The sequence below is a fragment of the Novosphingobium oxfordense genome (assembly GCF_044029435.1).
Taxonomy (GTDB): domain Bacteria; phylum Pseudomonadota; class Alphaproteobacteria; order Sphingomonadales; family Sphingomonadaceae; genus Novosphingobium.
Genome location: NZ_CP147005.1, coordinates 543,891 through 557,433 on the forward strand (window position 1 = coordinate 543,891; position 13,543 = coordinate 557,433).

A 13,543-nucleotide genomic window follows, 5' to 3' on the forward strand; every position below is an offset into this window, starting at 1 on the left:
GGGGATGACGGTGTGATGGGAAGTGGAGAGGCAGGAACGGCGGTTCCAGGCGGTCCCTCAATGCTCGGGTTCGTCCGGCCGTTTGGGGTCGACCAGCGGAAGCCATTGTTCGTCGCTCATCCCGTCGAACCATGCACGGGGCGCTTCGCCTGACGTGGGCCACTGCTCCTGCAAGCTGGCGCCATCGTAAAGGAACCCGCCGCGCATGACCGAGGCGATATCGCGCGCCTTGCGCACGTCGTCACGCGGATCGGTATCCAGGATCACAAGGTCGGCCAGCTTGCCGGCCTCCAGCGTGCCAAGATCGGCCAGCCGCCCGATCGTCTCGGCCGCGCCGGCGGTGGCGGCGTGGAGCACGGCCATCGGTTTCATGCCGCCGACCTGATGCGCCTCCATCTCCCAGTGATAGCCGATCCCGGGCACTTCGCCGTGCGATCCCATGCCCAGCAGTGCGCCCGCCGCAGCGTATGTGCCTGCGTCGTGCGCGATCTGCGGGAAGCGGGTTTCCTCCAGCGGATGGAAGTCGCGCCCGATGGCGATCTTCTGGCGGATCGCCGGTGCGGGCCAGAAGCGGCGCAGCTTGGCGTCCACCACCGGATCGTCATGCGCCACGAACCAGTCGGTGGCGGGCGATCCCGAATTGGTGATGCTCAGCGTGGTGACGTAGCTGGTGCGCATCGCCTTCATCAGCGCGATCACGTCATCCCCCAGCACCGGCGCGGGCAGGGCGTGCTCGTTGCCGGCATAGCCGTCCAGGATCTGCGTCAGGTCCAGCTTCAGCGACAGCGCGCCCTCGGTAGTGGGCAGCAGATGCTGCTCGTGCGCGGCCATGGCCACCCACTGGCGCACCGCGCGGCTGCCCGTGCGATACTCCTTCAGGTTGTGCGTGCGATAGCCGTCCGAATAGCGCGACAGCACCCGCCGCGCGTCGTCCAGAGAGGTGATCCGCTGCTTGGAAAACACTGCCGTGCCGGTGGAGCGCAGGCGCGGCCCCAGCACGTAACCGGCATCGACAAGCCCCTGATAGGCAAGGTGATCGGGCGAGAGGGTGGAGGGGTCGAAGCTGGTCGTCACGCCGTAGGCAAGGCGCACGCGCAGGCCCCAAAGCTCGTTCGCCGGGTTGTTGCGGCGGATTTCGCCCACATGATCGTGATCGTCGATGAAGCCGGGCAGGATCGTCTTGCCGGTAACGTCGCGCACTTGCGTGCCTGCAGGCACCGCGAAGGATCCGCGCGGTCCCACGGCGGCGATGCGGTCCGCGGTGACGAGGATGTCGGCTTCCTCGATCACGCGGTCCCGATCGGCCATCGTCAGCACGCGGGCGCCGCGCAGCAGCAGCGACCCTTGCGGCGATACGCGCGGGGCCGTTGCTTCAAGGCGCATCGCGGCCACTTCGCGCCCGTCCGCAATCGTGCGGCGCGAGAACAGCGTGCCGTTGACGGTATCGAGCGTGGCGTGCCCGCTCCATTCGAACCAGTCCGCGCCAAGGCCGGGCAGGACTTTTGCCGGAGTGCCGGGGGCCAGCACGTCGATCTCCTTCGCGGGATCGGCGGGGGTGGGCATCACATAGACCCGGTCGGCAATCGCGGCAGCGACTTGCGTGCCGTCCGGGCTGATGCGCAAGTCGTCGGCATCGGCATTGCCCTCGGCAAAGTACCAACCGGGGCCGGAAACATGAGCGACGGGCGAAAGCTTGCCGGAGGCGAGATCGACCCGGACCAGCCCGTCATCGTCGAGCAGGAACACGCTGCCCGGTGCGCTGCGGGCGAAGTGGGGTTTGCCGCCAAGGCGACCCTCGGCCAGCACGCGGACGGCGGTGCCGTCCCGCGCCATGGCGACCAACTGGCCTTTGCGCAGCGGGCCGAATTCGAAATTGGTCTGCCGTCGTTCCTCCAGCGCCGATCGCAGGACAAGGATCGCCGCGCCATCGGGCGTGAAGGCGGGGAACCGGTAATAGGCAGGCGCGGCGGCCACGCGGCTGGCAGGCGCACTGCCATCGACCGGCGCCGTCCAGATCGCCGAACCGGCCTTTTCGCTCCAGGTTACGAACAGCAGCGTCTTCCCATCGGGCGACCAGCTAGGTTGTGCCGGGGCTTCCACGCCCGCGCCCAGTGGCAGGCGGCGCGCGGCCTTCCCGCCCAGGTCCTGCACCCAGATTCCGTCCAGCGCAGCGAAGGCGATCTGCTTGCCATCGGGAGAGGGGGCCGCGCCCATCGCCAGCTTGGCTTCGACCGGGCCAATCTCCTCGCGCATGGAAAAGCGGGTGGAGGGGCCGACGGCGACTTTGGCGGTGATTGTCCGTGCGATCGGCGTGCTCTGGCCGCTGGCGATATCGCGCCGCTCGAACCGGCCGTCGTGGCTCAGGATCACGGCCTTGCTGTCCGGCGTGAACGCCATCGACGGGACTATGCCCATCCATGACGAGGCCTGCATGGCATCCAGTTCGGTATCGCCCAGCGCCTTGTCCGCGCCGGTGGTCAGATCGCGCAGGCGCAGGCGGCTCACCCCTTCGCGCCGGGTGACATAGGCCAGCCAGCGGCCGTCGGGCGAGATCAGCGGGGCGAAGAACGTTTCTTCCTTGGTCCCGCGCGCACCGGTGCCGGCAATGGCGTCGGTTTCCGCCCCGGTGGCGAGATCGCGGCGCAGGATGGTCCACCGCGTCGGCATGTCGAATTCAAGGCCGTCGGTACGGCGCGCGTAGTAGATCGCCTTGCCATCCGGCGTGGCCGTTGCGCCCAGCGTGGAGCGCCAGGACGGGCGCAGGGCGCCATCCTTCGGCTTTACCGGTACCAGCAGCACGGCTTCGCCCGAAAGCGGGAATTGCCAGAATTCGTAGTTGTTGAGATCGGGCCGGAAGCGGCTGGCGAAAACCGATTTGCCATCCGCGCTCCAGACCGGGGAGGCGAGCGCGGTATCGTCGTTGAAGCGGGTGATCGGCCGCGCCTGCGTGCCATCGGCGCGCGCGATCCAGATGTTCTCCGCCCCGCTGCGATCGGTGACGAAGGCGATCCACTGCCCGTCGGGAGAGAAGCTGGGCTGCGAATCGAAGGCCAGTCCCTCGCTGATCTGACGTGCTGCGCCGCCATCGGCCGGCATCGTGTAGAGATCGCCCAGCACGTCGAAAGCCAGCGTCTTGCCGTCGGGCGAGACGGATACGGAGGTCCAGGTCGTCCGCTCCGGATGGAGCGTCAACACCCGTTCCGGCTTCAGCGGCAGGCCGGACTGGGCGGCAGCCGGCGCAACCAGGGCGCTGGCGAGCAGCAGCGCGGGAACCAGCTTGCGGATCATGCGAGGCGGCTTCCATTCATCCGCGCCATCCATGCGCGCAGCGGCGCATCGGGGTGGCTTTCCAGCAGGTTGCCCAGCACTTCGGCATCCTCGTCCTGTGCCAGCTTGAACGTACCGTCCAGCATCGTGACGCGCGCCTCGAACCCGATGATTGCCCCCAGCATTCCGGTATATCGCTCCTGCAATTCGCTGACGGTCCATGGCCAAGCGCGGCCTTGCTCGCAAGCCTCCACAAGCTGGGCCAGGGCATCGGCGGTCAGCGCTTCGTCCACGCGCACTTCAGCCTCGATCCGCAGTGCGGCGTAATTCCAGGTCGGCCCCCAGTTGCGCCGCCCTGCATGTTCGGGCGAGACATAGCCCTGCGGTCCGGTGAACAGGAACTGCGCGGCGGGATCGGCGGCGAACCGGGCGCACAGCGGATTGCGGCGCGCCATGTGGCCGACAAGGCCGATCAGCATGCCGTCTTCGTCATAGGTCCCCAGCATCGGCAGCAGGCCGGCCGCTGCAGCCGGCGCCCCGGGCGAGAGCACCCAGGCCAGCGGGAAATCGGCGATCAGCTTGCGCACGTCGTCGGCGCCGAACTGGCGGAAGCGCGGGTCCATCATGAGGCTCCGGAAATTGAGGGCATTGGCAAGAGCATGGGCAGAAGGTTGATCCTTTGGAACTGGTCCCCGGGCAATGTCCAATACCGAATATTGCCATGGTCCAAGGCGTGACATGATGCTAGCAGCTTGCCCGGATCGCCAAGAACACGAACCGGAGTGGAGCCCAAGCATGCTGCGTCCCTGGCAGGTAACCCTCAGCGAACGAATCGATCCCGAACGCGGGACGCCGATCTACATGCAGATCATCCACGCCTTGATCCGCGACATCGAAACAGGCCGCCTTGCTTCCGGCACTTATCTGCCCAGCAGCCGCGAACTGGCCAATGCGCTGGGCGTCAATCGCAAAACCGTGGTGTTGGCTTACGAGGATCTGATCGCGCAGGGCTGGCTTTCCACCGAAGGCACGCGCGGCACCATGGTCTCGCGCTCGTTGCCGACCGGCACATCGTCGCAAACCGCCACGCCGGAGCCGGAGCAGCGGGTGGAGCAGACGCACTACCGCTTCGCCGAGCCGCCCGCCCGCGCGCTGGCGTTGCCCGGCGGCCGCGGCATCAAGCTGGACGAGGGCGCGCCCGACGGCCGCCTGTTTCCGGCCGACCAGCTTGCCCGCGCCTATCGTTCGGCAATCAACCGCGCCTCCCGCGCAAACCGCATGCAATATCGCGATCCGCGCGGGTCGGACAGCTTGCGCGAGCAAGTGGCGGAAATGCTCCGCAGCCAGCGCGGGCTGCCGGTAACCCCCGCCAATATCTGCATCACGCGCGGCAGCCAGAACGGGCTGTTCCTGGCGCTGCAAGTGCTGATCGAGCCGGGCGACGCGGTGATCGTGGAGGAACTGACTTACGAACCGGCCGTCGCCGCGATCCGCGCACTGGGCGGCAAGGTGATCCCGGTGCGGCTGGACGAAGAGGGGATCGATGTGGCCGAGGTGGAGGCGATGTGCCGCCGCCATTCGGTGCGCGCGATCTTCGTCACGCCGCACCACCAGTTTCCCACCACGATCGCCATGCGGCCGGAACGTCGGCTTCAACTGCTGGAGGTGGCGCGCCAGTTCGGCGTTGCGGTGATCGAGGACGATTACGACCATGAATTCCATTTCCAGTCGCAGCCGCTGTTGCCGATGGCAGGCTATGCGCCGGGGCAGGTGATCTACCTTGGCTCCATGTCGAAGCTGCTGCTGCCGGCGCTGCGCATCGGCTATCTGGCCGCGCCGGAAAAGGTGATCGATGCGGTGGCGCACCGTGTCTCGCTGACCGATGGCATGGGCAACACGGTGACGGAGGAAACCGCCGCCGAACTGATCGCGAATGGCGAACTGCGCCGCCATGCGCGCAAGGCCTGGCGCGTCTATGCAGAGCGGCGCCAGTCTTTCGCGGCGCTGCTGGATGCCCATCTGGGGGATCGTGTGGATTTTGCCGTGCCCGATGGCGGATTGGCCTTCTGGGTCAAGTTCCGGGGCGATATCGACGCGATCGAGCAGCGCGCGCAGGCGCAGGGCTTGCGTTTCGCCAGCCACCGATCCTTCATGGCGCGCGATTCGGCCGACAAGGGCCTGCGGCTTGGCTTTGCGAGTCTGGACGACGGCGAAGCCGCCCGTGCGGTTTCCGCTCTGGCCGAGGCGGCGCGATAAGCGGGTTCTGGACCCGTCATAAATTTGTAAATTGGCCGTTTCAGGTTCCAATCGATCCCCGCACTCTCAGCCCCGACAGATAGCCTGACGGGATCGCGCCATGACACGTTTCGACCGCCGCTCTTTCCTTTCCCGCGCCGGCGGCGCGGCGGCCGGAACGTTCCTGTACAGCCAGGCCGCGTGGGCTTCGGCCACGCCTGTCGACACCATCTACACGAATGGCCGGATCTGGACGGGTGAGGGGCGTACGGTCTTCACCGATGCCATCGGGCTTGTCGGATCGCGCGTAGTCGCGCTGGGTCAGGAAGCGACGCGCAGTCTGGCGGGCAAGGCAACACGGGTGATCGATCTGGGCGGCGCGTTCGTCACGCCCGGCTTCACCGATTGCCATGTTCACTTCACCATGGGTTCGGCCACGATCGGCCAGCCTTCCTTGCGCCAGGCCAATAGCAGGGAAGCATTCGTCAAGGTCGTGGCCGATGCGGCCAAAGCCATGCCGGCCGGCGAATGGCTGCTGGGTGGCAATTGGGACAACGATTCGTGGGGCGGCGAACTGCCCAATCGCGACTGGATCGATGGAGTGACGCCGCAGACCCCGGTGGCGGTGGTCCGCTACGACCTTCACATGGTGGTGGTGAACTCGCTGGGCCTGAAGATGCTGGGGCTGGGAGACGATACGCCCGCCGTCGCCGGCGGCGTGATCGAACGCGATGCCAAGGGCCGCCTTACCGGCGTATTCAAGGATGCGGCCAAGGACATGGTGCTGGGGCGTATTCCGGAGCCGACCCCGGCGCAGCGCGACGCGACCAACCGGCGCGGCATCCAGCTGGCGCTCTCTCGCGGCGTCACCCAGGTCCATGAAACCGGGATCGACTGGAACACGTTCGAATCGGCCCGCCGCATGCGGGCATCGGGCGATCTGCCGTTCCGCTTCTATGCGATGATCCCGCTGCGCGACTGGAAGAAGCTGGATGCCATCGTGAAGGCGGAAGGCCGCGGCGATGAATTCGTGCGCTGGGGCGGCTGCAAGGTCGTGTTCGATGGTTCGCTGGGTTCCCGCACGGCGCTGTTCTACGAACCCTATCTGGACGATCCCAGCACGCGCGGCATCACCGTTACCGATCCCGATGAAATGCGCGTGCTGATGCGAGAGGCCGATGCGGCCGGCTATCAGATCGCCACCCATTCGATCGGTGATCGCGCCAACGATATGGTGCTGGACATGTGGGCGGAAGTCGCCCGGATCAACGGCGTGCGCGATCGGCGCGGGCGCATCGAGCATGCCCAGCATCTGAACCCCGCCAGTATCGGCCGCTTCGCCGAACAGGGGGTGATCGCCTCCGTCCAGCCCTTCCACGCGGTGGACGATGGTCGCTGGGCCGTGCGCCGGATCGGGCCGGAGCGCCTGAAGACCACTTATGCCTTTGAATCACTTATAAAGAGTGGTGCCCATGTGTGCTTCGGATCGGACTGGCCAGTGGCCCCCATCGATCCGCTGACGGGCCTGAAGGCAGCGGTCCTGCGTGAGACGTTGGACGGGGCCAATCCGCAGGGCTGGTATCCCGAGCAGCGGGTGGAAATCCATGACGCGATGCTGTGTTACACGCGCGGCGCGGCCTTCGCCGGTAGGTCCGAAGCGGACACGGGAACGCTGGCTCCCGGCCGGCTTGCCGACTTTGTGGTGTGGGACCGCGATCTTACCGCGATCGATCCCGAAACGCTCGACAAAGCGAAGGTCGTTTCGACCCATCTTGGCGGGGCCAAAGTTTACGGATGATACGGATTGGCCCCCTGAAACGATATGAGTTGGATGTTCGTGGGGGACTATCGGAAACATAAGTTTCGGAGTGGCGGTCAAAGGGAAGACCGTCTAAGTGCTATCCATTCGCAATAGCGCCACAGCGCAACGAACAGGGGCGTGATGAACATGAGGGTCAGAATGTCGAAAACCGCCAAGATTGCCGAAAACGTCCGCCTGCATGCCAGTGGGCTCGTCATCGCCGCCGCGCTCTGCGGTTTCTCCGGCCAGGCCATGGCTGCGGATGCGCCCAAGCCTGACGACATCGTCGTCACCGCGCAGCGCGCCAATGCCACCCATGTCGAAAACGGCGGCGGCGCTGGCGTGCTGGGTAACAAGGCGGCCGAAAACCTGCCCTTCAACTTGCGCAGCTTCGACGAGACGCTGATCCTGAACCAGCAGCCGCGCTCTCTGGGCGAAGTGCTGGACAACGATCCCACCGTGCGCACGACCTATGGCTACGGCAATGCCGCCGAAAGCTTCGTGATCCGTGGTTTCGAACTCTATGGCGACGACATTGGCCTGAACGGCCTCTACGGTATCACTCCGCGCCAGCTGATCGCACCCGAACTGTTCGAGAGCGTGCAGGTGCTGAACGGCGCATCGGCCTTCCTCAACGGCGCTGCGCCGGGCGGGTCGGGCCTTGGCGGCAGCGTCAACCTGCTGCTGAAGCGCGCCGGTAATGAGCCGCTGAACCGCGTGACCCTTGGCTACACGTCGGATTCGCACTTCGGCGGCAGCTTCGACGTGGCCCGCCGTTCGAGCGACGGCCGCTGGGGTATCCGCGTCAACGGCAACTACCAAGACGGCAACATGTCGATCAAGGGCGAGGATCGCCGCACCCGCGTGCTGGGCGCCGGTATCGACTATGATGGCGGTAACCTGCGCGTTTCGCTGGACCTTGCCTATCAGCAGGTCCGCGTCGACAATCTGCGTCCGAAGGTGACGATCAATTCGGCCACGCTGCCGCGCGTGCCCAAGGCCAGCGCCAACTATGCGCAGGACTACACCTATACCAAGCTGCGCGACATCTTCGGCATGCTCAATGTCGAATACGACGTGGCGGACAACGTTCTGCTCTACGCCAAGGGCGGCGCGCGCGACGGTTCGGAAAAGGGCATCTACGGCGGCGTGCGAGTGAACGACGCTGAGACCGGCGACGGTTACGTCACCGCGCTCTACGTGCCGCGCACCGACAACAACGAGGCGGCCGAGGTTGGCACGCGCATCAAGCTGGGCAGCCAGATCACGCACGAATTCAACATCGGCGCGTCGATGAACTGGCAGGTCAACCGCAACGCTTTCGACTTCCGCTACGGCACGGATTTCAACGGCGTTCCGAACAACCTCTACAACCCCGTGCAGATTCCACTGCCGGATTCGGTGTTCGTCGGCGGCAATCTTGATGATCCGTTCCCGATTTCGCGCAGCACCCTGTGGTCGGTATTCGCGTCGGACACGATCGGCTTCTGGGATGATCGCATCCTGTTGACCGGCGGCCTGCGCCTGCAGTCGATCGAGACCAAGAGCTACAATGCCTACAACGGCGGCTTGCTGGATTCGACGTACAAGGACAACGCGGTTACCCCGGTTGTCGGCCTGGTGATCAAGCCGGTGCCGGGCATTTCGCTCTACGCCAACCGGATCGAGGCGCTTCAGCCCGGCTCTACCGCGCCGCTGGACGTGACCAACGCCAACGAGATCTTCCCGCCGTACAAGTCCACCCAGTACGAAGTCGGCGGCAAGGCCAAGATCGGCCCGATGTTCGTGGGCCTGGCGCTTTACCAGATCAAGAAGCCCAATGCCTATTCGATCGACCTGACGCCCGACGATGGACAGGACATCCTGACCTACGGCCTGTTCGGCCTGCAGCGTAACCGGGGCGTGGAGTTCACCGTCAACGGCGAACTTGCGAAGGGCCTGCGCCTGATCTCGGGCCTTGCCATCAACGATGCCAAGCAGGTGCACACCGGCGTCGCCGCTACGGAGGGCAAGGACGCGAAGGGCGTGCCAGACTGGACGGCCAACGCCAACCTCGAATGGGATACGCCGATGATCCCGGGCCTGACGCTGACCGGCCGTGTGATCTATACCGGCAAGCAGTGGGTGGACGCGGCGAACACCATTCGCCTGCCGGACTGGGCCGTGTTCAACCTTGGCGCCCGCTACGTGCTGGCGGCCGGGGATGTGCCGGTCACGCTGCGCCTGAATGTCGATAACGTGGCCAACAAGGCCTATTGGGCCTCGGCCTTTGACACCTTCGCAACCTCGGTTCTTCAGGGCCAGCCGCGCACGTTCAAGGCCTCCATCTCGGCCGACTTCTAAGCGGCTTCGCGGCCCGGCAGTCCCTCACGCCGGGCCGCGACCCTCTGTTTGCGATATGACCCAAGCTTTTGACAACGACGACGTAGATCCCGAAATCCGCAGCTGGCTGGGGCAGATGTTTGCCGCTTCTGCCGCGCTCGGCTCGCGTCCCGGCCTTTCCGCGCCCGAGCGGCGCGCGATTGCGGAGCGTCAGCGAGAGCCGTGGACGCGCGGTGGCCCGGTGATGGCCTCTACCGAGGAACTCCGCGTCGGCCCGGCGCAGACGCGCATTCGCATCCACCGTCCTTCCGATGCAGCCCGTTTGCCGGTGCTCATCTATCTCCACGGCGGTGGCTGGACCCTGTTCAGCGTCGACACGCATGACCGGCTGATGCGTGAATATGCCGGCCGATCGGGCTGCGCAGTGCTGGGTATCGACTATCCGCTTGCGCCCGAGCATCCGTTTCCGGCGGCGATCCATGCCATCGGCGATGTGCTCGATTGGCTGGCGGACGAAGGCCAGGGTAACGGTGTGGCACATGGGCTCGATCCCGCACGTTACGCCATCGGCGGAGACAGCGCCGGGGCCAATCTGGCCGTTGCCGCCACGATCGTCCGGCGCGGGCAGGGCGGCACCATGCCGCGCGCGCTGCTGCTCAACTACGGCGCCTGGGACGGAGCCTGGACGGAAAGCTACGACCGGTACGGCGACGGCGATCGCTACATGCTCACCGGCCCGGAAATGGACGAGTTCTGGGCAACCTACCTTGCGGGCGAAGCAGTCGATGATCCGCTCGCCCGGCCGCTTCACGCCGATCTTGCCTGCCTGCCGCCGGCATGGCTTTGCGTGGCCGAATGCGACGTGCTGCTCGATGAGAACAGGGCGATGGCACAGCGGCTGCCGCAGGCCGAACTGCGCGTCTACGCGGGCGCCACGCACAGTTTCCTGGAAGCCGTGGCCGCCTCGGAACTGGCCGATCGCGCGATTGCGGAGGCTTCTCAGTGGCTTGCGGCCATGCTGAAGGGCTGATTGCCATCGGTCGTGGCTTTACGGGGCGATCGGGTATAAGGGCGCGCGGATGATCCGCCTTTCCGACCTTGCCTTGCCGCTCGACCATGCCCCGGCCGACCTTGAGGCCGCCGTCTGCGACCGCCTTGGCATTGCGCCCGACCAGATCGACCGCCTGACCGTGGTGCGCCGTGGCAACGACGCGCGCCGCAAGACCGCGATCAAGCTGGTCTACACCCTCGACCTTGAGGTGAAGGACGAGGCTGAACTGCTGGCGCGGTTCCATGACGACCAGCATGTGCGGACGACGCCCGACACCGGCTACAAGTTCGTCACGCATGCGCCGGAGAACTACGACGGCCCGCGCCCGGTGGTGATCGGCACTGGCCCTTGCGGTCTTCTGGCCGCGCTGGTTCTTGCGCAAATGGGTTTCAAGCCGATCATCGTCGAACGCGGCAAGGCCGTGCGCGAACGCACCAAGGATACCTGGGGCCTTTGGCGCCGCTCCGTTCTCGATCCGGAAAGCAATGTGCAGTACGGCGAAGGGGGCGCGGGCACGTTCTCCGACGGCAAGCTCTACAGCCGCATCAAGGATCCACGCCACCTTGGCCGCAAGGTTCTGACCGAATTCGTGAAGGCCGGCGCACCCGATGACATTCTGACCGAAGCGCACCCGCACATCGGCACCTTCCGCCTCGTCACCATGGTCATTTCCATGCGCGAGACGATCGAGCAACTGGGCGGCGAATACCGTTTCAGCACCCGCGTCGACGATTTCGAGGTGGAGGAGGATGGGGACGGTACGCGCCGCCTTACCGGCCTGCACCTCTCCAACGGCGAATTCCTGCCCGCGAGCCATGTGATCATGGCGGTGGGGCACTCGGCGCGCGATACATTTCAGGTGCTGCACGACCGGGGCGTGTTCATGGAGGCCAAGCCCTTCGCCATCGGCGTGCGGATCGAGCATCCGCAAAGCTGGATCGACACCGCGCGCTATGGCCCCAATGCCGGTAACAAGATCCTGGGTGCGGCGGCCTATTCGATCGCGCACAAGGCATCGAACGGGCGTACCGTCTACAGCTTCTGCATGTGTCCCGGCGGGCGCGTGGTGGCAGCGGCCAGCGAGGAAGGCCGCGTCGTCACCAACGGCATGAGCCAGTATTCGCGCGCCGAATTCAACGCCAATTCCGGCCTCGTCGTCGATATCGATCCCGAGGTGGACTATCCCGGCGATCCGCTGGCCGGCATCGCATTCCAGCGCAAGTTCGAGGAACTGGCCTTCAAGGCCGGCGGCTCCAACTACAAGGCGCCCGGGCAGAAGCTGGGCGATTTCCTGGCGGACCGCCCCTCGACCGAGTTCGGCGAAGTGATCCCCAGCTATCAGCCGGGGGTGCATCTGACCGAGTTGAAGGAGTGCCTGCCGGACTTCGTGGTGGACGCGATCCGGGAGGCACTGCCGGTGTTCGGCCGTCAGGTGCCCGGTTACGACCATCCGGACGTGGTGATGACCGGCGTGGAAACGCGCACGTCCTCGCCCGTGCGCATCACGCGCGGCAAGGATTTCCAGAGCCTCAATACGCGCGGGCTCTACCCGGCGGGCGAGGGCGCGGGTTATGCCGGCGGCATCCTTTCGGCCGCGGTCGACGGTATTCGCGTTGCCGAAGCGTTGGCGCTGGAACTGGCCCCGAATCTGGCCTCATCTGAACAGTGAGCGACACTTACGACGCCATCGTCCTCGGCGCGGGTGCGGCCGGGCTGTTCTGTGCCGCTACGGCCGGGCAACGCGGCAAGCGGGTGCTGTTGCTGGACCATGCCGGCCAGCCGGGCAAGAAGATCCTGATCTCGGGCGGCGGGCGCTGCAACTTCACGAATGTCGACACCGCGCCGGACCGCTATCTGTCCAGCAACCCGCACTTCGCCAAGTCGGCACTGAGCCGCTACACGGCCGCCGACTTCCTGGCGCTGGTGGAGGCTTACGGCATTGCCTGGCATGAAAAGACGCTGGGCCAACTGTTCTGCGATGGCTCGGCCAAGCAGATCGTTGCGATGTTGCTGGAAGAATGCGCCAAGGGCGGTGTTGAGCTGAATTGCGGCGATCCGCTGGGCGAGATCGACCATGCCGACGGTCTCTACCGCGTCGCTTTCGGCAGCCGCGTTGCTACCGCGCCGGCGCTGGTAATCGCCACCGGCGGGCCCTCGATTCCAAAGATGGGCGCGACCGGGTTTGCTTATGATCTGGCGCGCAAGTTCGGCCTGAAAGTCGTGCAGCCGCGCCCGGCGCTGGTGCCTCTGACGCTTCCGGGGGACGAGGCGCTGTTCCGCGATCTTTCGGGTGTTTCGACCGAAGTGATCGCGCGTGTGGAAGGCAAAGGCGCAGGCAAGGCCGCGTTCCGCGAGGCGGCACTGTTCACCCATCGCGGCCTTTCCGGTCCGGCGATCCTCCAGATCTCGAGCTTCTGGCAGCGTGGCCAGACGGTGACGACGCAGTTCCTGCCCGATCGCCCCGAAGGCTGGCTGAAGGACGCCAAGCGCGAACGCCCGCGCACCAGCTTGCGCAAGCTACTGGGTGAAGGGCTGCCGGAGCGGCTGGCGGATGTGCTGTGCGAGCGGTTGGCGCTGTCCGGCGAACTGGGCGCAATGTCGGACAAGGTGCTTGCCGCTGCCGAGGCGAAATTGGCCCGCTGGCCGTTTCTGCCCGATGGCTCCGAAGGTTTCGCCAAGGCGGAAGTCACGGCGGGGGGTATCGATACCGGCGGCCTGTCATCCAAGACCATGGAGGCGCGCAAGGTGCCGGGCCTCTATGCCATAGGCGAGGCGGTGGACGTTACCGGATGGCTGGGCGGATATAACTTCCAGTGGGCCTGGGCCAGTGCCCGCGCGACCGGACTGGCGATGTAGCCCGCCACCTT

Annotated in this window: 8 protein-coding genes; 6 read left to right on the plus strand and 2 right to left on the minus strand. The window is 66.0% G+C overall.

The features are described 5' to 3' along the window. Positions 1-57: 57 nt before the first annotated feature. Together WBP07_RS02455 and WBP07_RS02460 are read right to left on the minus strand one after the other, a co-directional pair. Positions 58-3,288, minus strand: a complete 3,231-nt coding sequence (locus WBP07_RS02455; protein WP_395394060.1) for an amidohydrolase family protein — start codon at positions 3,286-3,288, stop codon at positions 58-60. Beyond that, on the minus strand, positions 3,285-3,893 hold the full coding sequence (locus WBP07_RS02460; RefSeq protein WP_395394062.1) for an FMN-binding negative transcriptional regulator: 609 nt from the start codon (positions 3,891-3,893) through the stop codon (positions 3,285-3,287). Before WBP07_RS02460 ends, WBP07_RS02455 begins: the two co-directional genes overlap by 4 nt. 169 nt (positions 3,894-4,062) lie before the next feature. Between WBP07_RS02460 and WBP07_RS02465 the strand changes: the two genes are divergently transcribed. The 6 genes from WBP07_RS02465 to WBP07_RS02490 all read left to right on the plus strand — a co-directional run bounded on the left by WBP07_RS02465 (position 4,063) and on the right by WBP07_RS02490 (position 13,532). Further along, positions 4,063-5,523 carry a PLP-dependent aminotransferase family protein gene (locus WBP07_RS02465; RefSeq protein ID WP_395394063.1) on the plus strand — a complete coding sequence of 487 codons (1,461 nt, stop codon included), beginning with the start codon at positions 4,063-4,065 and terminating at the stop codon, positions 5,521-5,523. 100 nt (positions 5,524-5,623) lie between these two features. Continuing rightward, on the plus strand, positions 5,624-7,300 hold the full coding sequence (locus WBP07_RS02470; protein ID WP_395394065.1) for an amidohydrolase: 1,677 nt from the start codon (positions 5,624-5,626) through the stop codon (positions 7,298-7,300). Positions 7,301-7,462: 162 nt separating this feature from the next. Beyond that, entirely contained in the window at positions 7,463-9,646 is a 2,184-nt protein-coding gene (locus tag WBP07_RS02475) for a TonB-dependent receptor (RefSeq protein ID WP_395394066.1), read from the plus strand. A gap of 55 nt (positions 9,647-9,701) precedes the next feature. Beyond that, positions 9,702-10,655 (plus strand): alpha/beta hydrolase, encoded by a 954-nt coding sequence (locus WBP07_RS02480; RefSeq protein WP_395394068.1) that lies wholly within the window; start codon positions 9,702-9,704, stop codon positions 10,653-10,655. A 49-nt stretch (positions 10,656-10,704) separates the two neighbouring features. Further along, positions 10,705-12,345: an NAD(P)/FAD-dependent oxidoreductase gene (locus tag WBP07_RS02485; protein ID WP_395394069.1), complete on the plus strand. Its 1,641-nt coding sequence runs from the start codon at positions 10,705-10,707 to the stop codon at positions 12,343-12,345. Then, a complete protein-coding gene (locus WBP07_RS02490) occupies positions 12,342-13,532 on the plus strand; it encodes an NAD(P)/FAD-dependent oxidoreductase (protein WP_395394070.1) in 1,191 nt (396 codons plus the stop codon). The genes WBP07_RS02485 and WBP07_RS02490 overlap by 4 nt, the downstream gene beginning before the upstream one ends. The last annotated feature ends 11 nt before the right edge of the window (positions 13,533-13,543 follow it).

Excerpts from the sequence above, each read along its gene's own strand:
- WBP07_RS02455 (WP_395394060.1), bottom strand. The coding sequence starts at position 3,288 with ATGATCCGCAAGCTGGTTCCCGCGCTGCTGCTCGCCAGCGCCCTGGTT.
- WBP07_RS02460 (WP_395394062.1), bottom strand. The coding sequence starts at position 3,893 with ATGATGGACCCGCGCTTCCGCCAGTTCGGCGCCGACGACGTGCGCAAG.
- WBP07_RS02465 (WP_395394063.1), top strand. The coding sequence starts at position 4,063 with ATGCTGCGTCCCTGGCAGGTAACCCTCAGCGAACGAATCGATCCCGAA.
- WBP07_RS02470 (WP_395394065.1), top strand. The coding sequence starts at position 5,624 with ATGACACGTTTCGACCGCCGCTCTTTCCTTTCCCGCGCCGGCGGCGCG.
- WBP07_RS02475 (WP_395394066.1), top strand. The coding sequence starts at position 7,463 with ATGTCGAAAACCGCCAAGATTGCCGAAAACGTCCGCCTGCATGCCAGT.
- WBP07_RS02480 (WP_395394068.1), top strand. The coding sequence starts at position 9,702 with ATGACCCAAGCTTTTGACAACGACGACGTAGATCCCGAAATCCGCAGC.
- WBP07_RS02485 (WP_395394069.1), top strand. The coding sequence starts at position 10,705 with ATGATCCGCCTTTCCGACCTTGCCTTGCCGCTCGACCATGCCCCGGCC.